This is a genomic window from Rhodococcus sp. 114MFTsu3.1 (assembly GCF_000383555.1).
Classification (GTDB): Bacteria; Actinomycetota; Actinomycetes; order Mycobacteriales; family Mycobacteriaceae; genus Rhodococcoides; species Rhodococcoides fascians_E.
The window spans coordinates 20,734-45,079 of record NZ_KB911551.1 but is presented as its reverse complement, the minus strand read 5'-3'; the positions used below and the strand labels follow the sequence as shown (position 1 = coordinate 45,079).

The 24,346-nt window shown below is 65.1% G+C and carries 22 protein-coding genes; 15 read left to right on the top strand and 7 right to left on the bottom strand.

Annotation, left to right across the window (positions count from 1 at the left end; all coding sequences use genetic code 11):
• Positions 1-37: 37 nt before the first annotated feature.
• Positions 38-388, bottom strand: coding sequence for a HesB/IscA family protein (locus H292_RS0115200; protein WP_019665976.1), 351 nt, complete (start codon positions 386-388; stop codon positions 38-40).
• A gap of 177 nt (positions 389-565) precedes the next feature.
• Between H292_RS0115200 and H292_RS0115195 the strand changes: the two genes are divergently transcribed.
• Genes H292_RS0115195 through H292_RS0115180 form a run of 4 tightly spaced genes read left to right on the top strand, consistent with a single transcriptional unit; the run spans position 566 to position 3,663 of the window.
• Positions 566-1,216 (top strand): DUF3043 domain-containing protein, encoded by a 651-nt coding sequence (locus tag H292_RS0115195; RefSeq protein WP_019665977.1) that lies wholly within the window; start codon positions 566-568, stop codon positions 1,214-1,216.
• A gap of 14 nt (positions 1,217-1,230) precedes the next feature.
• Positions 1,231-1,809, top strand: a complete 579-nt coding sequence (gene cobU / locus H292_RS0115190) for a bifunctional adenosylcobinamide kinase/adenosylcobinamide-phosphate guanylyltransferase (protein ID WP_019665978.1) — start codon at positions 1,231-1,233, stop codon at positions 1,807-1,809.
• Entirely contained in the window at positions 1,784-2,899 is a 1,116-nt protein-coding gene (gene cobT, locus H292_RS0115185; RefSeq protein WP_442978566.1) for a nicotinate-nucleotide--dimethylbenzimidazole phosphoribosyltransferase, read from the top strand. The genes cobU and cobT overlap by 26 nt, the downstream gene beginning before the upstream one ends.
• Complete coding sequence (locus H292_RS0115180) at positions 2,899-3,663, top strand: adenosylcobinamide-GDP ribazoletransferase (protein WP_019665980.1); 765 nt, start codon at positions 2,899-2,901, stop codon at positions 3,661-3,663. Before cobT ends, H292_RS0115180 begins: the two co-directional genes overlap by 1 nt.
• Positions 3,664-3,690: 27 nt before the next feature.
• On the opposite strand, the gene H292_RS0115175 is transcribed toward H292_RS0115180, so the two are convergent.
• Together H292_RS0115175 and gcvT are read right to left on the bottom strand one after the other, a co-directional pair.
• Positions 3,691-4,794, bottom strand: coding sequence for a branched-chain amino acid aminotransferase (locus H292_RS0115175; RefSeq protein WP_019665981.1), 1,104 nt, complete (start codon positions 4,792-4,794; stop codon positions 3,691-3,693).
• Positions 4,795-4,828: 34 nt separating this feature from the next.
• Positions 4,829-5,929 (bottom strand): glycine cleavage system aminomethyltransferase GcvT, encoded by a 1,101-nt coding sequence (gene gcvT / locus H292_RS0115170; protein ID WP_026347928.1) that lies wholly within the window; start codon positions 5,927-5,929, stop codon positions 4,829-4,831.
• Between the two features lie 108 nt (positions 5,930-6,037).
• Between gcvT and H292_RS0115165 the strand changes: the two genes are divergently transcribed.
• Positions 6,038-7,555: a leucyl aminopeptidase gene (locus H292_RS0115165; RefSeq protein WP_019665983.1), complete on the top strand. Its 1,518-nt coding sequence runs from the start codon at positions 6,038-6,040 to the stop codon at positions 7,553-7,555.
• Between the two features lie 65 nt (positions 7,556-7,620).
• Here H292_RS0115165 and H292_RS0115160 read toward each other — a convergent pair whose 3' ends face one another.
• Positions 7,621-7,953, bottom strand: coding sequence for a hypothetical protein (locus H292_RS0115160; RefSeq protein WP_019665984.1), 333 nt, complete (start codon positions 7,951-7,953; stop codon positions 7,621-7,623).
• A 421-nt stretch (positions 7,954-8,374) separates the two neighbouring features.
• Between H292_RS0115160 and sucB the strand changes: the two genes are divergently transcribed.
• The 5 genes from sucB to H292_RS0115135 all read left to right on the top strand — a co-directional run bounded on the left by sucB (position 8,375) and on the right by H292_RS0115135 (position 13,827).
• The gene (gene sucB / locus H292_RS0115155) at positions 8,375-10,150 is read left to right on the top strand and encodes a 2-oxoglutarate dehydrogenase, E2 component, dihydrolipoamide succinyltransferase (protein WP_020111960.1); all 1,776 of its coding nucleotides are present in this window, start codon (positions 8,375-8,377) and stop codon (positions 10,148-10,150) included.
• Between the two features lie 149 nt (positions 10,151-10,299).
• Positions 10,300-11,190: a TIGR01777 family oxidoreductase gene (locus H292_RS0115150; protein ID WP_019665986.1), complete on the top strand. Its 891-nt coding sequence runs from the start codon at positions 10,300-10,302 to the stop codon at positions 11,188-11,190.
• 38 nt (positions 11,191-11,228) lie between these two features.
• Positions 11,229-11,993 carry a lipoyl(octanoyl) transferase LipB gene (lipB, locus tag H292_RS0115145; protein ID WP_020111959.1) on the top strand — a complete coding sequence of 255 codons (765 nt, stop codon included), beginning with the start codon at positions 11,229-11,231 and terminating at the stop codon, positions 11,991-11,993.
• A gap of 10 nt (positions 11,994-12,003) precedes the next feature.
• Complete coding sequence (lipA, locus tag H292_RS0115140) at positions 12,004-13,017, top strand: lipoyl synthase (protein WP_026347929.1); 1,014 nt, start codon at positions 12,004-12,006, stop codon at positions 13,015-13,017.
• A gap of 54 nt (positions 13,018-13,071) precedes the next feature.
• Positions 13,072-13,827 carry a DUF4191 domain-containing protein gene (locus tag H292_RS0115135; RefSeq protein WP_020111958.1) on the top strand — a complete coding sequence of 252 codons (756 nt, stop codon included), beginning with the start codon at positions 13,072-13,074 and terminating at the stop codon, positions 13,825-13,827.
• 35 nt (positions 13,828-13,862) lie between these two features.
• Here H292_RS0115135 and H292_RS0115130 read toward each other — a convergent pair whose 3' ends face one another.
• Positions 13,863-14,333, bottom strand: coding sequence for an RDD family protein (locus H292_RS0115130; RefSeq protein ID WP_019665990.1), 471 nt, complete (start codon positions 14,331-14,333; stop codon positions 13,863-13,865).
• Between the two features lie 202 nt (positions 14,334-14,535).
• Here H292_RS0115130 and glnA (H292_RS0115125) point away from each other — a divergent pair, with 202 nt between their 5' ends.
• The 5 genes from glnA (H292_RS0115125) (at position 14,536) to H292_RS0115105 (ending at position 19,807) form a co-directional block, all read left to right on the top strand.
• Positions 14,536-15,972, top strand: coding sequence for a type I glutamate--ammonia ligase (gene glnA, locus H292_RS0115125; protein ID WP_019665991.1), 1,437 nt, complete (start codon positions 14,536-14,538; stop codon positions 15,970-15,972).
• Between the two features lie 200 nt (positions 15,973-16,172).
• Entirely contained in the window at positions 16,173-16,823 is a 651-nt protein-coding gene (locus tag H292_RS0115120) for an ABC transporter permease (protein ID WP_019665992.1), read from the top strand.
• Complete coding sequence (locus tag H292_RS0115115) at positions 16,816-18,006, top strand: ABC transporter ATP-binding protein (protein ID WP_027498843.1); 1,191 nt, start codon at positions 16,816-16,818, stop codon at positions 18,004-18,006. Before H292_RS0115120 ends, H292_RS0115115 begins: the two co-directional genes overlap by 8 nt.
• A 41-nt stretch (positions 18,007-18,047) precedes the next feature.
• Positions 18,048-18,824, top strand: a complete 777-nt coding sequence (locus H292_RS0115110; protein WP_051104930.1) for an ABC transporter permease — start codon at positions 18,048-18,050, stop codon at positions 18,822-18,824.
• 14 nt (positions 18,825-18,838) lie between these two features.
• Positions 18,839-19,807, top strand: coding sequence for a glycine betaine ABC transporter substrate-binding protein (locus tag H292_RS0115105; protein ID WP_020111956.1), 969 nt, complete (start codon positions 18,839-18,841; stop codon positions 19,805-19,807).
• Between the two features lie 15 nt (positions 19,808-19,822).
• Here the strand turns inward: H292_RS0115105 and H292_RS0115100 are convergent, their stop codons facing one another.
• Together H292_RS0115100 and glnA (H292_RS0115095) are read right to left on the bottom strand one after the other, a co-directional pair.
• Positions 19,823-22,858 (bottom strand): bifunctional [glutamine synthetase] adenylyltransferase/[glutamine synthetase]-adenylyl-L-tyrosine phosphorylase, encoded by a 3,036-nt coding sequence (locus H292_RS0115100; RefSeq protein ID WP_019665996.1) that lies wholly within the window; start codon positions 22,856-22,858, stop codon positions 19,823-19,825.
• Between the two features lie 98 nt (positions 22,859-22,956).
• Complete coding sequence (gene glnA, locus H292_RS0115095; protein ID WP_019665997.1) at positions 22,957-24,297, bottom strand: type I glutamate--ammonia ligase; 1,341 nt, start codon at positions 24,295-24,297, stop codon at positions 22,957-22,959.
• Positions 24,298-24,346: the final 49 nt, after the last annotated feature.

Here is a 24,346-nt window from a genome sequence, read left to right as displayed (position 1 = left end):
CCGCGAGCGAGTACCGGTCAGAGGTTGTGCTGAAAACTCAGTTGAACGAATCACCGCAGGCGCACGAGCCTGTGGCATTCGGGTTGTCGATCGTGAAGCCCTGCTTCTCGATGGTGTCCACGAAATCGATGGACGCACCCTCGACGTACGGAGCACTCATCCGGTCCACGGCGAGCGTGACGCCGTTGAAGTCGACCGCGAGGTCGCCGTCGAGGCTTCGATCGTCGAAGAAGAGCTGATAGCGCAGACCTGCGCAACCACCGGGCTGCACAGCAATGCGCAGTGCGAGGTCGTCGCGGCCTTCTTGATCCAGCAACGCCTTGGCCTTCGACGACGCGGCTTCTGTCATCGTGACCTTGTGCGTGATGGTCTCGTTCGAGACGGTCATGGGCTCTCCCTGTCAGTCGTACCAAACCCGTGAACGCCTCAACCGTACTCCGCTCCCGCTTATTCCTCACGAGCCACGGGCGTCGAAGACCGATTCGATCGTATGAAACCCCGGACTTCGGACGTGTCCGACGCGGCCGGTGTTCAGGACTTCGTCGTCATCCCATAACCTGGGAGGGTGAAGTTGCTACGCCGCGGAAACTCTGACAATTCGGACGGGGACGATTCGAAGTCCGTCGAGTCCCCCGCCACGGACCAGACGGCTCCCGCCGTCGGCAAGGGTCGCCCGACGCCGAAGCGTCGGGAAGCCGAGGCGCGGCGCCGCGGTCCGGTCGCCCCACCGCCGATGACGAGCAAGGAAGCCCGCGAGCGCAGGAAGGCGAACCGCGGCTCCAAGGACGACCGGAAGAAAGCCGCAGCCGAGCGGCGTGCTGCCTCTGCCGAGCGTCGTGAACGGATGCTGGCCGGTGAGGACAAGTACCTGCTCCCCCGCGACAAGGGTCCGGTTCGGGCCTTTGCGCGCGATCTGGTGGATGCACGACGCAACCTCGTCGGCTTGTTCATGCCGTTGGCGTTGCTCCTGATCTTCGCGTTGTTCCTCAGCCCGGCCGTTCAGGCGTTCGTGACTCTCGCGATGTTCGTCATGATGCTGTTCATGGTGATCGAGGGCATCTTCATCGGCCGTCAGATCAACAATCGGGTGCGTGAGCGTTTCCCGGACACCACCGACGGTGGTTTCCGCCTCGGTTGGTACGCGTTCGTCCGCGCGTCGCAGTTGCGCAAGATGCGCGCGCCGAAGCCACGCGTCGAGCGCGGCGCAGCAGTCTGACCGCCGCGGCCCACGTGAGTACCGTGCGGCGCACGCTCGTCCTCGGGGGTACGCGGTCGGGTAAGTCTGCGTACGCGGAATCTCTTGCCGCCGAGGCGCCTGTTGTTCGATATGTCGCGACGGGACGCCGCATCGCCGGCGACGCGGATTGGGATGCTCGTCTGGACGCGCACCGCGCGCGTCGTCCATCGGAGTGGTCCACCGTGGAGTCGTCGGACGGGTTGGTGGAGACGCTGCGCGAAGCACATCCGGGTACGACGATCGTCGACGATCTCGGCACCTGGTTGACCGGTGCCCTCGACGACGCCGATGCGTGGGATTTGCCGCGAGGAACCGCCGCCCCAGCCACCGACGCGCTGTGTGCGGCCGTGCAGCGGTACCGGGGCGATCTGGTTCTCGTCAGTCCCGAGGTGGGGTGGGGCGTGGTTCCCGCGACTCGCTCGGGCAGGCTGTTCCAGGACGAGATGGGTACCCTCAATTTCCGACTGGCCGCCACGTGCGAGACGGTCGTTCTTGTAGTCGCCGGCCTCCCGCTGCCGCTGAAGTCCGACGACCCGAAGACCGACGATGACAGCGGTTCCGATTTTCGATGAAAGGTCGCCTGTGACAGCCCCTTCGGAGTCCGAGGACTTCTCGACGCCCCTGCGTCCCGTGGCACCTCCGTCGGCGGAGTCACGAGTGCAGGCTTCGGAGCTGCAGCGATCGCTGACCAAGCCCGTGGGCAGCCTCGGGCGGCTCGAGGAGCTCGGCGAGTGGGTGTCCGCCTGCCAGGACCGATGCCCTCCGTCGCCGATCGTCAGGCCACGCGTGGTGGTGTTCGCCGGTGATCACGGTGTGGCTGCGCACGGGGTGTCGGCGTACCCGCCAGAGGTCACCGCGCAGATGGTCGCCAACTTCACTGCCGGCGGCGCTGCGGTCAATGCGCTTGCCGGGGTTGCCGGGGCGTCGGTTCGGGTCGTGGACATCTCGGTCGCGACCGACACCGATCCGACGGTGAGCGCGTACAAGGTTCGCCGGTCCAGCGGTTCCATCGACCGGGAGGATGCGCTGACGTCCGACGAGGTTCTCGCCGCGATCGACGCGGGCCGCGCAGTGGCGGACGAGGAGGTCGACGGCGGTGCCGATCTGCTGATCGCGGGCGACATGGGAATCGGAAACACCACTCCCGCAACAACGTTGATCGCCGCGCTCACCGACACCGAACCCGTCGCCGCGGTCGGGCGAGGAACCGGCGTCGACGACGCAGGCTGGATCAGGAAGACCGCAGCTATCCGTGACGCGATGCGCCGGGCACGGCCCGTCGTGAAGGATCCGGTGGCGTTGCTTCGAGTCGCCGGAGGCGCCGACATCGCGGCCATGGCGGGCTTTCTCGCGCAGGCAGCACACCGTCGTACGCCGGTGATTCTCGACGGCCTCGTCGTCACTGCTGCGGCGTTGGTCGCGGAGGAATCGGCTCGCGGTGGGCGTGAATGGTGGGTCGCCGGTCATCGCTCGACCGAGCCGGCTCATTCGATTGCACTGCGCCACTTGCGTATCGAGCCGGTCCTCGAACTCGACATGCGGCTCGGGGAAGGCTCGGGTGCACTTGTTGCACTCAACGTGGTGCACGCGGCGGTGGCAACCCTCGGTGAGATGTCCACGTTCTCTGCCGCGGGGGTCAGCACCGAGAGCACCACCACGTAATGCTCATCGGACCGCGCCTGGCACTGTCGTGGTTGACGGTTGTGCCGGTGCGCGGCCCGGAGACGGTCGGTCGCGACGACGCCCGTGCGGCGATCGGGTGGACACCGCTGGTGGGAGTCGGGCTCGGCGCATCGGCGGCGGCCGTTCTGTGGTTCGGCGTGGTTGCCGCGTCTCTGCCTGCCGTTCTGGCCGGGGCGTTGGGCGTCTCTGCGCTCGCGTTGCTGACCCGAGGCATGCACATCGACGGGCTGGCGGACACCGCTGACGGACTGGGGTGCTACGGGCCACCCGAGCGCGCCCGTGACGTGATGCGGTCCGGAAGCGCAGGCCCGTTCGGCGTCGCGGCCATCGGGTTGGTGATGCTCGTTCAGGCCGCCGGGTTCGGCGCTCTCGCCTCGGCCGAGCAGTGGTGGTCTGTCGTCGTCGCTGTCGCTGCCGGGCGCGTCGCCGTCGTTCTCGCGTGTCGACGCGGCGTCCGGCCCGCGTCGGACACCGGTTTCGGTGCGCTGGTTGCGGATTCGCAGTCCCGCGTCGTGGTGTCCACGTGGGCGGTACTGGCTGTTGCAGCATCGACTCTCGCCGTCGACGGTCGGTGGTGGCAGGGCCCGGTGGTACTCGTCGTCGCGTTGGGCGCGGCCGCACTGGGCGTCCGGCATTGTGTCCGACGGTTCGGCGGTGTCAGCGGAGACGTTCTGGGCGCAGCTGTGGAGACGACGACGACGATCGTCGTGGTGGGGTTGCTGGCGGGGCTGCCTTCCGCCTGATCGGACGATCCGCGGAAGGCAGACTGGTCAGCCGAGCTTGGTCATCCAGCCGTGCGTGTCGGCGAAGGTGCCGCGCTGAATTCCGGTCAGCGTGTCCCGTAGCGCGAGGGTCACTTCGCCGGGCTCGCCGTCGGCGACGGCGAATTCACCGTCGGCGGACTTCACGGTTCCGACCGGGGTGATGACGGCGGCGGTTCCGCATGCGAAGACCTCGGTGATCTCGCCCGATTCGGCGCCCTTGCGCCATTCCTCGGTGGAGATCCGGCGTTCCTCGACGGGGATGCCGGAGTCCGTTGCCAGCGTCAGCAACGAGTCGCGCGTGATGCCCGGCAGAAGCGAGCCCGACAGGGACGGGGTGACGAGCCGGGCGTCGGATCCGGAGCCGAAGACGAAGAACAGGTTCATTCCACCCATTTCTTCGACGTAGCGCCGCTCGATGGCGTCGAGCCAGACCACCTGATCGCAGCCTTCGTCGCTGGCCTGGGCCTGTGCGAGGAGCGACGCGGCGTAGTTGCCCGCGAACTTGGCTGCACCGGTGCCTCCTGGCGCGGCCCGAACGTACTCGGTCGAGAGCCACACCTTGACGGGCTTGACGCCACGTGGGAAGTAGGCGCCTGCGGGTGACGCGATGAGCATGTAGCGGTAATCGTCCGCCGGCCGGACTCCGAGGCCTGCCTCGGTGGAGAACATGTACGGACGCAGGTACAGGGCGTCTTCGCCGCCGGCCTCGGGAACCCACTCGTGATCGACAGCGAGCAGTTGCTCGATCGATCCGAGGAAAAGTTCGTCGGGTAGTTCCGGCATCGCGAGCCGCTTCGCCGACGTACGGAAGCGCTCCGCGTTGGACAGCACTCGGAACGACGCGAATTCTCCACTCGGCTGGCGGTACACCTTCAGGCCTTCGAAGATGGCTTGGCCGTAGTGAAGAACCATCGCGGCAGGGTCGAGCTCGATGGGACCGTACGGCGCGATCGTCGGCTGGTACCAGCCCTTCTCGGCGGTGTAGTCGATGATGGCCATGTGGTCGGTGAAGAATTTCCCGAACCCGGGCGCGGCCAGTACTGCTTCTCTGGCTTCCGACGGCGCCGGAGAGGGGTGCTGCACGCGGGTGAATTCGGGAGTGCCTGTCATGTGTGGAATCTTAATCCTCCGCGCACACGGCTATTCACTTGGTGTTGGCGGAGACGAAGGGTGGAGCGACTATCTCGCACGCCAGGGCGCGGCCACGCACGTCGACCTCCACAGTGTCTCCCGGTGTCACCGCGGCGCTCGAATCGAGCAAGGCAAGAGCGATTCCGACTCCGAGCGAGGGCGAGAAAGTGCCGGACGTGGTGATTCCGATCGGCTCTCCGCCGTGTGTGACGGTGAGGCCGGGGCGAAGGACACCTCGGTCGAGTGCCTTGACTCCACGGAGCACGCGCACGGGGCCTGCTGCCTTCTCCGCGGCGAGAGCGTTCTTGCCCCAGAACTGTTCCTTCTTCCAGCCGATCGCCCACCCGCAGCGGGCCTGGAGCGGGGATATGTCCAGCGACAGTTCGTGGCCGTGCAGTGGGTAACCCATCTCGGTGCGCAAGGTGTCTCGGGCACCGAGTCCGGCGACCTGCCCGCCGGCGCCTCGAACCTCGTCGGCCAGCGCGCGCAGCAGGGCTTCCGTGTCGGACCACGCGGGGATCAGTTCGTACCCGTGTTCTCCGGTGTAGCCGGTACGGCACACCCTCACCGACTTCCCCTGCCACGTCGCGTCCGCGAAGGCCATGTATTCCATGTTCGCCGGGAGGCCCAGGCTCTCCACGACTGCGCGTGATCCCGGACCCTGGACGGCGAGCACGCCGAAGTCTCGGTGCAGATCGGCGACGGTGACATCGTCGGGTGCCTGCGCCGCCAGCGCCGCGACGACCGCTGCGGTGTTGGCGGCATTCGGAACGAGGAACACCTCTTCGTCGCTCACGTAGTAGGCGATGAGGTCGTCGACGACCCCGCCGGACTCGGTGCAGCACAACGTGTACTGGGCTTTGCCCGGCCGGATGCGGCCGAGATCGTTGGTCAACGTCGCGTCGACGTATGCTGCTGCACCCGGTCCACTGACGATCGCCTTGCCGAGGTGGCTGACGTCGAAGACGGCGACGGATTCTCGAACGGCCTTGTGTTCGGCGACGACCCCGGCGTAGGACACCGGCATCTCCCAACCACCGAACGGTGCGAACGTGGCACCGAGTTCGACGTGAACGGTGTGCGCGGGACCTCGAACGAGCTCGGCTTCACTCATGGTCGCCAACGCTAGCGGACAACAGCCCTCGCGGCGGTGATCATCACCGAGGGGGTCACTACCATCGAAGCCGACCGACACAATCGATCCCTCTGTAGGAGCTGCCACGTGCCCTCGACTTCATCCCGCACTCTCGGACCCGAGCTGGCGCTGGCCGGCCGAATCGGCAAGAACGTCGACGTGCTCGTCGTCGCACTCAGCACGAGTGACGAAGGGCTGGAACTGCACACCGACGAGGACGTCTTCGACGACGCCGTCGCGACGACGTTGTTCGACGCGTTCGACAGCGTCGGCGCAACGGGCAAGGCAGACGAACTCACGCGCATTCCCGCGCCCTCCGCACTGGGTGTCTCCAGTGTTCTCGGTGTGGGCCTCGGCGCGTCGGCGGACATCGACGACGAGCGCATCCGGCGGTCGGCCGGCACCGCGGCTCGCGCACTGAGCGGTACGGGAACCGTTGCCACCACTCTGTCTTCGCTGGATCTCGGTGCGACCGCCGAGGGTTTCTACCTCGGCGCGTACACGTTCACCGAATTCAAGTCCGCACTGTCCGCACCGGGTCCGGACGCAGGCCCGGTCGCTCGGGTCGAACTTCTCGTGGCGAATCCTCGTGCGCGTGAGCCGAAGTCGGAGCTGGCGCGGTCTCTGGCCATTGCCGAGTCCGTCGCGCTCGCGCGTGACTTCGTCAACACTCCCCCGAGCCACCTCTACCCCGAGGAGTTCGCGGCGCGCGCCAAGGAACTGGGCACCGCGGCGGGTCTGAGTGTCCAGATTCTCGACGACAAAGCGCTGGAAAAGGGTGGGTACGGCGGCATCCACGGCGTCGGCAAGGGCTCGTCGAGGCTGCCGCGGCTTGTTCGGCTGAGCCATTCGGGAGGCAAGCGAAAGTCGAAGAAGGTCGCGCTCGTCGGCAAGGGCATCACGTTCGACACCGGCGGCATCTCCATCAAGCCTGCCGCGGGCATGGAGAACATGACGTCCGACATGGCCGGCGCCGCCGCCGTCATCGCGACGGTCATCCTCGCCGCCAAAGTCGGTCTCGCGCTCGACGTCGTCGCTACCGTTCCGATGGCGGAGAACATGCCGTCCGGGACCGCGCAGCGTCCCGGTGACGTGTTGACCCAGTACGGCGGCATCACCGTCGAGGTCATCAACACCGACGCCGAAGGACGCCTTGTTCTCGCCGACGCCATCGTGCGTGCCTGTGAGGACGACCCGGATTACCTGATCGACACGGCGACGCTGACCGGCGCGCAGGTCGTCGCGCTCGGCAACCGCACGCCTGGCGTCATGGGCACGGACGCGTTCCGTGACCGCGTCGCGGCGCTGTCGCAGGCCGTCGGCGAGGACGGTTGGGCTATGCCGTTGCCGAAGGAGATTCGCCGCGAACTGGATTCCAAGGTCGCGGATCTGGCGAACGTCACCAACGGTCGTGCGGGCGGAATGTTGGCGGCGGCACTGTTCCTGAAGGAGTTCGTCGCCGAGGGTGTCGAGTGGGCGCACATCGACGTCGCCGGTCCTGCCTACAACACGGGTGGGCCGTTCGGTTACATCGGCAAGGGCGGCACGGGTGTGCCGGTGCGGACGATGTTCGCAGTACTCGAAGACATCGTCGAGAACGGCTAGCCCCCCGGCTATGTGAGTGGAAATGTAGGCCCTGGCCTACGGCTTGAGACCGCCTACATTTCCACTCACATACCTTCGGCTCGCTTGCGCAGGATCTTCTGACGCGCGTCGTAGTCACGCATGCGCTGGGGGTAGCGGGTCTTGCGGACGTCGTAGACGGGAATCTTCAGGTCCGGGCCGATCTTTCGGATATCGCGCTCGTCGACGGCACGGCGCGTCCACTCGCCGTCGTTGGCTACCAGAACCACAGTGACAGGAGTCACTGTCGTCTTCGGTTCCACGTACGCCTCGACGCCGATCCTGGCCGCGGTCCAGTCCGCGAGGTACTGCGCGGTCGAGCCCTCCTTGGCTCGTCTACCTCCAGTGCCGCGTCGAGAGAAACGATCGAACAAGCCCACTGCTTGACTCCTGTCATCGGTGCGTCATTCTGTCGTCGCGGATCACGCACTTCGTGTTACTCACCAGTTTGCCAGTCCGAGATCAGCCCTCGGGGAACATGCGACGCCGAGGGATGGAAGGATGAAGGTAGAGGGTTCAACTCTCTCGTTGTCGAGAAAGATTGCCGATCGCGGATGGAAGGGCGTAGAGGTGCCAGCTGGAGTCAGCCGATCGTCTTCGGCCAACCGTCTCGCCACATCCGGTTCGGGCGCCCTGGCGCGGACGTCCGTCGACCACCTCGTCGCAATTAACGCAAGTATCGTCCGCGAACCTTGCAGCGCCAGCACAATAGTTTCAGCACTGGTTTCCACACACTGTTCTGCGACCACAAGTCGTAGGAACTGAATTTACCCGCATACAACTGTCGAGGAGTCAACAGACATGGCCTTCTCCGTCCAGATGCCAGCTCTTGGTGAGAGCGTCACCGAGGGAACTGTCACGAGGTGGCTCAAGCAGGAGGGCGACACCGTCGAGGTCGACGAACCGTTGCTCGAAGTATCGACGGACAAAGTCGATACCGAAATCCCGTCCCCCGCTGCTGGCGTTCTGACGAAGATCGTGGCTCAGGAAGACGACACCGTCGAGATCGGTGGCGAGCTCGCGCAGATCGGCGACGCAGGCGAAGAGTCCGCGCCCGCTGCAGAGCCCGAGGCAGCCGAGGAAGAGCCCACACCGGCCGCCGAGCCCGAGCCTCAGGCCGAGGAAGAGGCACCGGCAGAGGACGCGGCTCCCGCTGCGAAGTCCGACTCGAGCGGCTCGGGCACCCCGGTGAAGATGCCCGAGCTGGGCGAGTCCGTGACCGAAGGAACCGTCACGCGGTGGCTGAAGGCGGTCGGCGACGAGGTTGCGGTCGACGAGCCACTGCTCGAGGTCTCCACCGACAAGGTCGACACCGAGATTCCGTCCCCCGTCGCAGGCACGCTGCTCGAGATCAACGCCGAGGAAGACGACACCGTCGAGATCGGTGGTCAGCTCGCGGTGATCGGGTCCGGTGCACCGGCGGAGAAGGCCCCCGAGCCCGAGAAGGCTCCCGAGCCGGAGAAGAAGCCCGAGCCGGTCGCGGAAGCACCCAAGCAGGAAGCACCCAAGGAAGCCCCAAAGCAGGAAGCTCCCAAGCAGGAAGCCCCGAAGGCAGAAGCTCCCAAGCAGGAAGCTCCCAAGCAGGAAGCTCCGAAGAAGCAGGAGTCCGCACCGTCCGGTGACGCGACTCCGTACGTGACTCCTCTCGTGCGCAAGCTCGCCGCGGACAACGATGTCGACCTCTCCGAGGTCAAGGGCACCGGTGTCGGCGGGCGTATCCGCAAGCAGGATGTGCTCGCCGCAGCGGAAGCGAAGAAGGCTCCCGCTCAGGCCGAGGCGCCGGCCGCGGCTCCCGCTGCCGCGTCCGCTCCGGCGGCTCCGGCTACCGCAGGCGTTCGCCCCGAGCTCGCTCACCTTCGCGGTACGACTCAGAAGATCAACCGCATCCGTCAGATCACGGCGAAGAAGACGCGTGAGTCGCTGCAGACCACGGCTCAGCTCACGCAGACGTTCGAGGTCGATGTCACGACGATCGCTGCGCTGCGCACGAAGGCGAAGTCGACGTTCTCCAAGAACGAGGGTGTCAACCTGACGTACCTGCCGTTCTTCGCGAAGGCGGTCGTCGAGGCACTCAAGGCGCACCCGAACGTCAATGCCAGCATCGACGAGGACAAGAAGGAGATCACGTACCACGCCGATGTCCACCTCGGCATCGCCGTGGACACCGATCAGGGTCTGCTCTCGCCCGTCATTCACAACGCGGGCGATCTGTCGCTGGCCGGCTTGGCTCGCGCCATCGCCGACATCGCGTCGCGTGCACGCTCCGGTGGCCTCAAGCCCGACGAGCTGTCCGGTGGCACGTTCACCATCACCAACATCGGTAGCCAGGGCGCGTTGTTCGACACGCCGATTCTGGTTCCGCCGCAGGCTGCGATGCTCGGTACCGGCGCGATCGTCAAGCGTCCGGTCGTCGTGAAGGATGCGGCGGGCAACGAGTCCATCGGTGTTCGTTCGATGGTCTACCTGCCGCTGACCTACGATCACCGCCTGGTCGACGGTGCGGATGCCGGTCGTTTCCTGACGACGATCAAGCAGCGTCTGGAAGATGCTTCGTTCGAGGCGGACCTGGGTATCTGATCCGACACGAGCGCGGCTGTGTCTGTATCGTGAGGTACCAGACATTCCGGACGTGATCGTCCTCGAACAATCGGGGTAGACCACACAATCGGGGCGCCACTCGCACTGCGGGTGGCGCCCCGAAACCGTCGAGAGGGGCGTCGAACACCATGCGCGTCGTCATTGCAGGTTCTTCGGGATTGATCGGTACCGCCCTGGTGGCGTCGTTGCGCGGACGAGGTCACGAGGTGTCCCGCCTCGTGCGTCGCGCACCGGCAGGGCCGGACGAATTCCAGTGGGATCCTCCGGCGGGAACGGTCGACGAGCGTGCACTTCGCTCGTGTGACGCCGTGGTGAATCTTTGCGGAGTCGGCATCGGTGACAAGCGGTGGTCCGGTGCGTACAAGCAGGAGGTCCGCGACAGCCGGATCACGCCCACCGAGGTGTTGGCGGGTGCCTGTGCGGAGCACGGGATCCCGACTCTCGTCAACGCCAGTGGCATCAACTTCTACGGCGACACCGGCGATCGCATCGTCGACGAATCGGACGGTGTCGGCGAGGGGTTCCTCGCCGAAGTGTGCCGCGACTGGGAACTCGCGACGGCCGATGCCGTCGCCGGCGGGGTACGGACGGTGATGCTCCGGAGCGGAGTGGTCCTGTCGCGCCGCGGCGGGATGATGGGCAAACTGCGCCCGCTGTATCTGCTCGCGCTCGGCGGTCGTCTGGGTAGCGGGCGTCAGTACTTTCCGTGGATCTCGTTGAAGGACGAGATCGGCGGGATCATCCACAGCATCGAGAACGACGCCGTGCGCGGTCCGGTGAACATGGTGGGTCCGGCTCCGGTCACCAATGCTCAGTTCAACAGCGCCTTTGCGCGAGCGATCAAGCGACCGGCACCCTGGGTGGTTCCCGGATTCGCGCTTCGTCTGGTGATCGGCGAGTTCGCCGAGGAAGCTATCCTCACCGGCCCGCGAGCCATCCCGAAGGTCCTCGAGGACACCGGGTTCACGTTCGAACACAACACTGTCGGCGAGGCGCTGCGCGCGGCCGTCGGGAGCTGATTCCGTTCGCGCGCAGGGTCGGCGTAACGTCGACGGTTATGACCGAAGGTGTTGTGTCCGCACGCGAAAGTTCCGACTCCATCGAGGTGTCCCGGCTCGGAACGGTCGATTATCTCGACGCGTGGGATCGCCAGCGCGCACTCGCGGACATGCGCGCCGAGGGTGTCGGACGCGACACGTTGCTGCTGCTGGAACATCCGTCGGTGTACACCGCGGGACGGCGCACGTCGCCCGAGGATCGCCCGAAAGACGGTACGCCGGTCATCGAGGTCGACCGCGGCGGCAAGATCACCTGGCACGGCCCGGGCCAACTCGTCGGCTATCCGATCGTGAAGTTGGCGCAGCCGATCGACGTCGTGCGGTACGTCCGTCGTGTCGAGGAGGCTCTGATCGCCGTGTGCACGGATCTGGGCATCGACTGCGGACGCATCGACGGGCGATCGGGTGTGTGGCTCGCCTCCGAGGTCCGAGACGGAATTCTTCTGCCCGAGCGCAAGATCGCGGCCATCGGCGTTCGCGTGCAGCGCGGCGTCACGCTGCACGGGTTCTCGTTGAACTGCAATTCCTCGACGTCCGGGTTCGACGCCATCGTCCCGTGTGGCATTGCCGACGCGGGCGTCACGTCCCTCACGAGCGAGCTGGGCCGCGAGGTGACCGTCGACGACGTGATTGCTGCGGTCGTGGACGCGGTCACCGCTGCTCTCGACGGGTCTCTGCTGGTCAGCGAACACCCAGTAGCGCGCCCCGATGTGGTACAAGTCTCCACCAACCCGCAGTTCACCACCGTGAAGTTCGGCGCGTAGCATCGAAACCGTGACTGTGGCCCCAGAAGGACGCAAATTACTCCGCCTCGAGATCCGAAACGCGGAGACCCCGATCGAGCGCAAGCCCAACTGGATCAAGACCAAGGCCAAGATGGGTCCGGAGTATTCCGAACTCAAGGGGCTGGTCAAACGCGAGGGCTTGCACACGGTGTGCGAGGAAGCCGGATGCCCCAACATCTACGAATGCTGGGAAGACCGCGAGGCGACGTTCCTGATCGGCGGTGAGCAGTGCACCCGCCGCTGCGACTTCTGCCAGATCGACACCGGCAAGCCGGAGGATCTCGACCGCGACGAACCCCGCCGCGTCGCGGAAAGTGTCCAGGCGATGGGTCTGCGGTACTCGACCATCACCGGCGTCGCTCGTGACGATCTGGCCGACGGCGGCGCATGGCTGTACGCGGAGACGGTCCGCTACATCAAGAAGCTGAACCCGAACACCGGCGTCGAGCTCTTGATTCCGGATTTCAACGCTCGCCCCGAGCAGTTGGCCGAGGTGTTCTCCTCACGTCCCGAGGTGCTCGCGCACAACGTCGAGACGGTCCCCCGCATCTTCAAGCGAATCCGGCCCGCGTTCCGGTACCAGCGGTCGATGGACGTCATCACCGCGGCGCGCAACGACGGCCTCGTCACCAAGTCCAACCTGATCCTCGGCATGGGTGAGACCCCGGAAGAGGTCCAGGAAGCGATCCGCGACCTCCACGAGGCCGGATGCGACATCCTGACGATCACGCAGTACCTGCGTCCCTCCCCGCGGCACCACCCGGTCGAGCGTTGGGTCAAGCCGGAGGAGTTCGTCGAGCACTCCGATTACGCCACCGAGATCGGTTTCGCCGGTGTTCTCGCCGGTCCGTTGGTCCGTTCGTCGTACCGCGCCGGGCGTCTGTACGCGCAGGCCATGCAGCACCATGGACGTGAGCTGCCGGCGAGCATGGCGCACCTGGTCGAGGGCGGCGAAGCGTCGCAGGAAGCCAGTTCTCTGATGGCGCGTCTGGCGGCTCGCTGATCCACTCCCGGCGCGATGCATGACGACGGGATGTCGGGACGTATCCTGTGAAGCATGGCGAACGGCAGTAAAGCGGGCAAAGCAAGTAAGCCCAGCAAAGAAGCGAAAGCAGCAGCGAAGGCCGCTCGGAAGCAGGCGTCGAAAGAACGTCGCAGTCAGTTGTGGCAGGCGTTCCAGATGCAGCGGAAGGAAGACAAGGCTCTTCTTCCGCTGATGATCGGCGCGATCGTGGGAATCACGGTCATCGCGTTTCTGATCGGTTTGATCATCGGTATCGAATGGTTCCTGCTGCCGTTCGGTCTGCTCCTCGGCGTGCTCGCCGCGTTCATCATCTTCGGGCGTCGTGTCCAGAAGTCGGTGTACAAGAAGGCCGACGGCCAGGCCGGTGCGGCTGCCTGGGCGCTCGACAACCTTCGTGGCTCGTGGCGCGTCACCAACGCGATCGCCGGGACCACCCAGCTGGACGCTGTCCACCGGGTGATCGGCAAGCCGGGTGTCATTCTCGTCGCCGAAGGCGCCCCTCAGCGCGTGAAGTCACTTCTCGCTCAGGAGAAGAAGAAGACTGCCCGCCTCGTCGGTGACACCCCGATCTACGACATCGTCATCGGCAACGGGGACAATCAGATTCCGCTGTCGGGCCTGCAGAAGTACCTGGCGAAGCTTCCCAACAACATCGACAGCAAGCGCATGGACACCATCGAATCGCGTCTGTCGGCGTTGGGAACGAAGGGTGGGCCGGCGATGCCGAAGGGCCCGATTCCCGGTGGAGCGAAGATGAAGGGCGTTCAGCGCACCATCAAGCGCCGCTGACGATCGAACAATATCTCCAAGACGATGCTGCGCGGTCACCGACCGCGCAGCATCGCTGTTCCGGTGGCGCGATCATGCATGCCCCGGCCGTCGTGGTCGGAGATGATGGCCGGGAACACGAACAGGAGAAAGAACGTGCGGACGAGGGCTCGGACGAAGCCGACTCGAGCAGAGGCGTCGACGCGGGCCACCTGAATCCCGACGATCAACTGTCCCGGTGTGAACGAGAAGATGCTGACGGACGCAACACCGAGGACGAACCACACCAGAAGCGTGATGGTGGACATCGACTGTCCGATACCGGTGACGCTGATGATCAGTGCGGAAATGCCCATCGACATGAACCAGTCGACCAGGAGCGCGAGAGTTCGTCGACCGAGTCCCGCAACCGCACCCGGTCCGTCCTGCGGGAGACCGAGGCGTTCCCCGGGGAAGTTCTGTTCGGTTCCGTCGTCGGGCATCGCCGCGTTCGGGCCGGACAACCAGGAACCTGTCATTCGTGCCATGCACTCCAGGATAGGCGCCGCGCGGGACCGACCCGGACACCGTCACCGTAGTGTGTTGGGGAGAGCACGACGCAGTGCGTCGTCGCTCACGGTTACATGCAGAGAGCACGACGTGTAACACGGGCGAAACACAGCCTTGACTGGTGGGCAACACCAGGTCCATAACGTGCAGGTCGACGGAATTCGACAAAGGAGTAAAAGCGTGGCGTTCACCACGGCCGAAGAGGTCATCAAGTTCATCGCCGACGAGAACATCGAGTACGTGGACATCCGTTTCACGGATCTCCCCGGCACCCAGCAGCACTTCTCCATCCCGGCGTCGGCGTTCAACAAGGATGTCTTCGAAGACGGTCTGGCCTTCGACGGTTCGTCCGTCCGCGGCTTCCAGTCCATCCACGAGTCGGACATGATGCTTCTCCCCGACGTGACGACCGCGCAGGTCGATCCGTTCCGCGCCGCGAAGACTCTGAACATCGACTTCTTCGTGCACGACCCGTTCACGCGTGAGAGCTACAGCCGCGACCCGCGCAACGTCGCACGCAAGGCCGAGGAGTACTTGGTCTCCACCGGCATCGCCGACACCGCCTACTTCGGCGCCGAGGCCGAGTTCTACATCTTCGACTCGGTTCGCTACGACTCCGGCATCAACGGTGCGTTCTACGAGCTCGATTCGGTGTCGGGCTCCTGGAACACCGGTGTCGAGGCCAACGCCGACGGCAGCCCCAACCTCGGCTACAAGGTTCGCCCCAAGGGCGGATACTTCCCCGTTGCACCGTACGACCACTACGTCGACCTGCGCGACGAGATCTCGACCAACCTGCAGAACGCAGGCTTCGAACTCGAGCGCGGTCACCACGAGGTCGGCACCGGTGGCCAGGCCGAGATCAACTACAAGTTCAACACGCTGCTCGCAGCCGCGGACGACCTGCAGCTGTTCAAGTACATCGTGAAGAACACCGCATGGAAGCACGGCAAGTCGGCGACGTTCATGCCGAAGCCTCTCTTCGGTGACAACGGCTCGGGCATGCACGTTCACCAGTCGCTGTGGAAGGACGGCAAGCCGCTGTTCCACGACGAGGCCGGATACGCCGGACTGTCGGACCTGGCTCGCCACTACATCGGCGGCATCCTGCACCACGCTCCGTCGCTGTTGGCCTTCACCAACCCGACGATCAACTCCTACCACCGCCTGGTGCCGGGCTACGAGGCTCCCATCAACCTCGTGTACAGCCAGCGCAACCGCTCCGCCGCCGTGCGTATCCCGATCACGGGCAACAACCCGAAGGCCAAGCGCCTCGAGTTCCGTGCACCGGACAGCTCGGGCAACCCGTACCTCAACTTCGCCGCGCAGATGATGGCCGGTCTCGACGGAATCAAGAACAAGATCGAGCCGCTCGCTCCCGTCGACAAGGATCTCTACGAGTTGCCGCCCGAGGAGGCCAAGAACATTCCTCAGGCACCGACGTCGCTGAACGCCGTCATCGATCGCCTCGAGTCCGATCACGAGTACCTGACCGAGGGTGGCGTCTTCACCACCGACCTCATCGAGACCTGGATCTCGCTCAAGCGTGAGCAGGAAATCGCTCCGGTCAACCTGCGCCCGCACCCGTACGAGTTCCAGCTCTACTACGACGTGTGATCTGCGCGTAAGCGCTCGTCCAGAACACCGAACCGCCCGTCCTGCGTTCACGCAGGGCGGGCGGTTTCGTGTGTACGGAAGGTAACGACTTTCTGAAAAAAGGTTTGCCATCACGCTCGTCAAGCCATTCTCGATGGGTCGGATTGTCCGTCGTCACCGAAAAAGACCGGTGAACGGGAAAAGAGGGTGGCAGCACCACAATGGACACGCTCTGGAATTTCGTATCGGTCAGGCGGCAACAATTGCTGACCGACTCGTACCTTCACGTCTCGGCGGTGGTGCAATCCATCGTCATCGCAACGATTCTTGCGGTCGCGATCGGTGTGCTCGTGTACCGCTCCCCTGCAGGCTCGGCAATCGCCACAGCACTGGCGAGCACCGTGCTCACCATTCCTTCGTTCGCCCTCCTGGGCCTGTTGATTCCTATCCTGGGTCTCGGCGTCGCGCCGACGATCACCGCACTGGTGCTGTACGCACTGCTTCCCATCATCAGGAACACCATCATCGGGCTCGCTTCGGTGGACCCGGCGGTCACGGACGCCGCCAAGGGCGTCGGATTGAACCGAGGGCGAGTTCTGGCACGAATCGAGATGCCACTGGCCTGGCCGTCGATCCTCGCGGGTATGCGCGTGAGCACCCAGATGATCTTCGGCATCCTCGCGATCGCTGCGTACGCGAAGGGCCCGGGGCTCGGGAACCTCATCTTCTCCGGACTTTCGCGCGTCGGCAGCCCCAACGCTGTCCCGCAAGCACTGGTCGGAACAGTTCTGATCGTCATCCTTGCTCTGATCCTCGACGGCATCCTCGTCCTGGTCGGCAAGCTCACCACCTCGAGGGGTCTTCGTGTCTAACTCAACCAACCAGCACGTCTCGGGAGTCGACATCGTGCTCGACTCGGTCAGCAAGCGATACCCCGGTCAGGACACGGCCGCCGTCGACAACGTGTCGCTGACGGTTCCCGCCGGCGAGACCGTCGTGTTCGTCGGTCCGTCGGGATGCGGTAAGACGACGACCATGCGGATGATCAACCGCTTGATCGAGCCGTCGTCGGGAACCATCACCATCGACGGCAAGGACGCCTTGAGCATCGACGCCGACGAACTGCGACGCGGAATCGGCTATTCGATCCAGCAGGCCGGTCTCTTTCCACACATGACCATCGCGAAGAACGTTGCGACAGTCCCCGGCCTGATCGGCTGGGACAAGAAACGCATCTCCGAGCGCACCGACGAGATGCTGGATCTCGTGGGACTCGACCCGGACACGTACCGAAACAGGTACCCGCGGCAGTTGTCCGGTGGCCAGCAGCAACGTGTCGGCGTCGCACGCGCGTTGGCCGCCGATCCCCCGGTACTGCTCATGGACGAACCTTTCGGTGCGGTAGACCCCATCACCCGTGGTCTGCTGCAGGACGAGTTGATGCGTTTGCAGAGTGAGCTGGGCAAGACCATCGTGTTCGTCACGCACGACTTCAACGAGGCGGTCAAGCTCGGCGACAGGATCGCAGTACTCGGAAACCAGTCGTCGATCATGCAGTACGACACGCCCGAGGCCATTCTCGCCAACCCTGCGAACGACACGGTCGCCGGATTCGTCGGTGCGGATGCTTCCCTGAAACAGTTGACGCTGACCAGAATTCGTGACGTCCGCTTGCTGCAATGCCCGACGGCCAGGGAATCCGATCCGGTCGACGACATTCGCACCAAGATCTCGTCACGAAAGTGGCAGTGGGGATTGATTCTCGACGACCGGAACCGCCCGCTCCGGTGGGTCTCCCCCGGTCATCTGGCGACGGCATCGTCGCTGCGCGGCGTCGGCGTTCCGATCGGCGAACTCGTCTCCATCCAGTCGACGTTGCAGGACGGACTGGAAGCACTGCTCGCCGAGAGCACGGCGTCCACGGTGGTCACCGGCCCACGCGGGGAATACGTCGGTCTGATCTCCATCGACACGCTCGTCGGGCATCTGCAGAAGATGCGCGAAGCGCACGAGCACGATCACGACGACCAGGAAGAACAGGTCAGCCAGTCATGACCACGGCAGAACGGACGACGTCCACGCCCGAGGCGCCGGACATGGAAACGGAACCCGACGAGGGTGCCTCGGAGCGCGGCGCATCCAAACGCGCCGAGCGCATTCGGCTGCTGGTCCAACCGGCGCTCGTCGTGGTGCTGGTCGCGGGCGTGCTGATCTGGGCCTTCAGTCGTGATCTCACGGCGACGCAGCAGGGCAGTATCAGCGTCTCGAACATTCTCACTCTGACCTGGCAGCACATCCTGATCACGGCGGCCGTGGTCGTCATCGTCGTTGCGTTGGCAGTTCCGTTGGGCACGGTACTCACTCGACCGGGGTACACCAAGCTTGCCCCGTTCTTCGTCGGCATCGCCAACATCGGTGCCGCCGCTCCTGCCATCGGCCTGCTCGTCCTGTTTTATCTCGCCACGCGACAGACCGGATTCTGGATCGGTGTGCTGCCCATCGCCTTCTATTCGTTGCTTCCGGTGCTGCGCAACACGATTCTGGGTTATCAGGAAGTGGACCGGACGTTGATCGACGCCGGTCGAGGCCAGGGCATGTCGCCGATGACGGTGCTGCGCAGAATCGAGTTCCCGTTGGCCGTTCCCTACATTCTGGCTGGTCTTCGTACGTCGCTGGTCCTGGCGGTCGGCACCGCGACGCTGTGTTTCCTCGTCAGCGCAGGTGGGTTGGGAATTCTCATCGACACCGGATACAAGTTGCGCGACAACGTGACTCTCGTCGTCGGTGCAGTGCTGGCGGTATCGCTCGCGTTGTTCATCGACTGGCTGGGCGCATTGGCGGAGCAGTTCCTCGGACCTCGGGGACTGCGATGAGAAGAACGACGAGCATGAGACGGACCGCCGTTGCCGTCGCCCTGTGCGGCGCACTGATGACCGGGTGCGGCCTCGAATCCGGAGGCGCTCTGCCTCTGGCCGTCGGCCCCGGCAGTATCGAGCCCGTCCCGGAGCTGGACGGCGTCAAGGTCACTGTGGGATCCAAGGACTTCACGGAGCAGATCACCCTCGGCTACATCATCGAATTCGCACTGTCCGCGGCAGGCGCCGATGTCCGTGACCTCACCAACATCCAAGGGTCCAACAGCACCCGGGAGGCGCAGCTCGCCGGTCAGATCGATCTGACGTACGAGTACACGGGAACGGGGTGGATCAACTACCTGGGCAACGAAACTCCGCTTCCCGACTCGCAGCAGCAGTACGAAGCAGTCCGCGATGCCGACTTGGAAGCGAACGACATGGTGTGGGCCGTGCCCGCCCCGATGAACAACACCTATGCCCTCGCGATGAACAGGCAGACAGCCGAGCAGACCGGGATCCGCACCCTGTCGGATTACGCCCAGTTGGTCCGCACCGACCCGGCAGCGGCAACCACGTGCGTCGAAACCGAATTCAACGTCCGTCAGGACGGATATCCGGGCATGGCCGCGAAGTACGAGTTCGACCCCGGTGCCGCGCCGCGCCAGATCCTGCAGACCGGCATCATCTACCAGGCCACCGCAGACGGAACACAGTGCAAGTTCGGTGAAGTGTTCACCACCGACGGGCGCATCATCGCCCTCGATCTGGTTCTGCTCGAGGACGATCGAGCGTTCTTCCCCAAGTACAATCCGGCCCTGGTGATGAAAAAGGCCTTCGCCGACGCGCACCCACAGGTCGCCGAGGTCATGGCACCGATCTCGGAGAAATTGACCGATCAGGTGATGACCGAACTCAACCGGCAGGTCGACGTCGAGGGCATCGAGCCCGCCGACGCCGCCCGCGACTGGTTGGTGTCGGAAGGCTTCGTCACCGCGCAGTGACGGGCGGGCGGACCTTCACGCTCCGAAGGTCCGCTCCACCACTGCCTTGGCGCGACGCGTCACTCGCAGGTAGTTGTCGAGGAAGGCTCCGGCGTCGCCGTTGTCCCAGCCGGCGACCTTGGCCACCGCGGAGAGCACGTGGCCCGGTCGAGGCAGCTGGTCGGTCGGTTTGCCACGGACGAGGACGAGCGCGTTGCGGGCCTTCGTCGCGAGAATCCATGCTTCGCGCAGCAATTCCACATCGGTTTCGCTCATCAGCTCTGCGGCACCGATGGCGTCCAGGCTCTGCAGCGTCGACGTGTTGTGCAACGACTTGACGTCGTGTGCATGTCGCAGCTGGATCAGCTGCACGGTCCACTCGATGTCGGCCAGCCCGCCGCGGCCCAGTTTGGTGTGTGTGGCAGGGTCGGCGCCCTTGGGCAGTCTCTCGGAGTCGATGCGCGCCTTGATCCGTCGGATCTCGCGGACAGCGTCCTGCGACACCCCGCCTTCCGGGTAGCGAATCCTGTCCACCATCAGCAGGAACCTGATGCCGAGGTCCTCGTCGCCCGCGACCTGGTGAGCACGCAGAAGCGCCTGAACTTCCCATGCCTGCGCCCACTGGGCGTAGTACGCCTCGTAGGAGGCGAGCGTACGAACCACGGGACCGTTGCGACCTTCGGGACGAAGGCCGGTGTCGACCTCGAGCGGCGGGTCGGTGCTCGGCGCTCCGAGCAGTTTGCGGATCTTGTCGGCGATGCCGTTGGCCCACTTGACTGCAGCGCTGTCGTCGGCACCTTCCGCCGGCTCGCACACGAACAACACGTCGGCGTCGCTGCCGTACCCGAGTTCACCGCCGCCGAGTCGCCCCATTCCGATGACCGCGAGCGTTGCCGGTGCCGGCTCGCCCCGCTCGGCGACGCTGGACCGAACGGCCGCGGCGAGAGCCGCGTTGATGACTGCTGCCCACACCGACGACAGTGCCCGGCAGACCTGCGGCACGTCGAGCATGCCGAGAATGTCCGCGGAGGCGACGCGAGCGAGTTCGTGACGGCGCAGAGCGCGTGCGGCGTTGATTGCACGGACCGGGTCCTCGTAGCGTCCCGACGACGACAGGATCGCGCGATACGTCTCCTCGGGTTCGGCGTCGAGCAGACGTGGTCCGCTGGGACCGTCCGCGTACAGACGGATGACCTCGGGCGCCTTGATCAGCAGTTCCGGGACGTATGCGGACGAACCGAGCACGATCATCAGACGCTGCGCCACAGCACCCTCGTCGCGCAGAGTGCGCAGGAACCACGTCTGCTCGCTCGCCGCCTCGGACAGTCGACGATAGTTGAGCAACCCAGCGTCCGGGTCCGGGGTGTCGGCGAGCCATTCCAACAACGTCGGCAACAGCACCGCTTGGATCTGACCGCGCCGCGCTCCCCCACCGACCAACGCGCGAAGGTGCCCGAGTGCATTTTCCGGTGCCGCGTATCCGAGCGCTGCGAGCTGCCGAATCGCGGCGTCGGGCGTCAACCGCACCGTGTCGGAGTCGAATCGGACCACCGAGTCGAGCAACGGCCGGTAGAACAGTTTCGCGTGGAGCCTGCGGATCCGCTGCGCGTTGCGCTTGATCTCCGCGGCCAGCACACCGAGCGCATCTCGATTGCCGTCGGGCCGCATGTGCGCGGCCCGTGCCAGCCACCTCAATGCTTCCTCGTCGTCGGGCGGAGGCAAGGTGTGTGTTCGCTTCATCCGCTGCAGTTGCAGGCGATGCTCGATGAGGCGCAGGAACTCGTAGGACGCAGTGAGATTGGCCGCATCGTCGCGGCCGATGTACCCGCCGTCGGTCAACGCCGTCAGCGCATCGGTCGTCCCCAGCACGCGCAACGACTCGTCGGTGCGGCCGTGCACGAGTTGGAGCAACTGCACGGCGAACTCGACATCGCGAAGGCTGCCACGTCCGAGTTTGATCTCTCGTTCGCGCAGTTCCGGTGGGACCATTTCCTCGACCCGACGGCGCATCGCCCGAACCTCGGGAACGAAGTCCTCTCGCTGCGACGCCAGCCAGACCATCGGATTCAACGCGGCGACGTAGCTGTGCCCGAGTTCCATGTCTCCGGTCATCGGACGTGCCTTGAGCAACGCCTGGAACTCCCACGTCTTGGCCCAGCGCTTGTAGTAGGCGACGTGCGAATCCAGTGTCCGCACCAGTTCGCCACGTTTGCCCTCGGGGCGCAGCGCAGCGTCGACCTCGAAGAACGCGGACGAGCCGATTCGCATCATTTCGCCTGCGATCCGGCTGGCGGTCGCATCCGCGGGTTCGGCGACGAACACGACGTCGACGTCGGAGACGTAGTTCAGTTCTCGGGCACCGCATTTGCCCATCGCGATGACGGCGATGCGGCTGGGGCACGGTTTGTCCGGGCAGGCGGTGGCGATGGCCACGGCGAGAGCTGCGGTGAGGGCGGCGTCGGCCATGTCCGAAAGTTGATTGCCGACGAGCTGGTACGGCAGAACCGGTTCGTTCTCGACGGTGGCGGCCAGATCGGCGGCCGCCAGCACCATCACCTGGTCGCGGTAGGTCTTCCTCAGCGCGACAACGGCTTCCGGTCCGGTGACGGACGCTCGATACAGTTCGGGGGACGCATGTTCCCCGGTCTCCGGGCTAGCCTGGACCGCTGCGAGCAACTGTTCGGTGAGTTGCTGCTTGCTCGGCAGGTCTATCCGACCGGTGGACTTGCCGTCGGGCGAGGCGAGCAGGCGCCACGACTGCGGATCGGAGACGAGGTGGTCCGCGAGGGCGCTCGACGCACCCACCAACCCGAAGAGCCGACCGCGAAGACCCTTGTCCGTCCGCAGTGCGGAGTCCAACTCGGCGAACTTGTCACCGAGTGCATCGTTCAACCGGACGACGGTGCGGAGCGCGAGGTCGGCGTTGGCTGCCCGCGAGAGCGACCACAACAGTTCGAGGCTGTCCTCGTCCACCCATCCGAGCGTGCGGAGGTCGGTGGGCGCGGTGGATTCGACCAGTCCCAGCCGTCCTGCGCCGGGAACAACAGAACGTGACGTCGGTGGACGCACCATCAGCGAACACCTCGACTCTGGCGTGACACCTGATTCACCTCACCGCGGGGGAAACTACCTCGAACGGGTAAAACCTAGCCCATCGGCGCCCGTCCGATTCACAACCCCAGGTACGCCTTCAATTCGTACGGGGTGACATGACTGCGGTATTCCTCCCACTCGCGACGTTTGTTGCGGAGGAAGAAGTCGAAGACGTGCTCGCCGAGAGCCTCGGCGACGAGCTCCGAGTTCTCCATCGCGTTGAGGGCCTGATCGAGATTGCCCGGAAGCTCCTTGTAGCCCATCGCACGCCGTTCGGCGGACGTCAGTGCCCACACGTCTTCCTCGGCCTCGGGGGGCAACGTGTAGCCCTTCTCGATGCCGCGCAGACCGGCAGCGAGCAACACCGCGAAGGCCAGGTACGGGTTGCACGCAGAATCAGGGCTTCGGATCTCGACGCGACGCGAGGACGCCTTGTTGGGCGTGTACATCGGGACGCGAATGAGAGCGGATCGGTTCGCCGGGCCCCACGACGCCGCCGTCGGTGCCTCACCGCCGCGGACCAGACGCTTGTAGGAGTTGACCCACTGGTTGGTCACGGCACTGATCTCGTTGGCGTGCTCGAGAATGCCTGCGATGAACGACTTGCCGGTCTCCGACAACTGCATCGGATCGTCCGGGTTGTGGAACGCGTTGGCGTCTCCCTCGAAGAGACTCATGTGAGTGTGCATCGCCGAGCCGGCCTGGTCGCTGAACGGCTTGGGCATGAACGTCGCGCGGACGCCCTCTTCGATCGCGACCTCTTTGACCACGTAGCGGAACGTCATGATGTTGTCGGCCATCGACAGCGCGTCGGCGTAGCGGAGATCGATCTCCTGCTGACCGGGCGCTGCCTCGTGGTGGCTGAACTCGACCGAGATACCCATCGACTCGAGCGCGTCGATGGCGTGGCGACGGAAGTTCGGCGCCGAGTCGTGCACGGCCTGGTCGAAGTAGCCGCCGTTGTCCGCAGGCGTGGGCGGAGACCCGTCTTCGGGGCTGTCCTTGAGGAGGAAGAACTCGATCTCGGGGTGCACGTAGCAACTGAACCCGAGGTCGGCGGCCTTGCTCAGCTGACGGCGCAGCACGTGGCGCGAATCGGCCCAGGACGGCGAGCCGTCGGGCATCGCGATGTCGCAGAACATGCGCGCGGAGTGCTGGTGACCCTTGCTCGTGGACCACGGCAGGATCTGGAACGTCGACGGATCCGGCTTGGCGACGGTGTCGGCCTCCGAGACGCGTGCGAAGCCTTCGATGGCGCTGCCGTCGAAGCCGATGCCTTCGTCGAACGCTCCTTCGAGTTCCGCCGGCGCGATCGCGACGGATTTCAGGTACCCCAGAACGTCGGTGAACCACAGGCGGACGAAACGGATGTCCCGCTCCTCCAGTGTCCGGAGCACGAATTCCTTTTGGCGATCCATGTCCGCGAGACTAAGCAAACCGCGTTAAATCTGTGTTACATCGTGAATT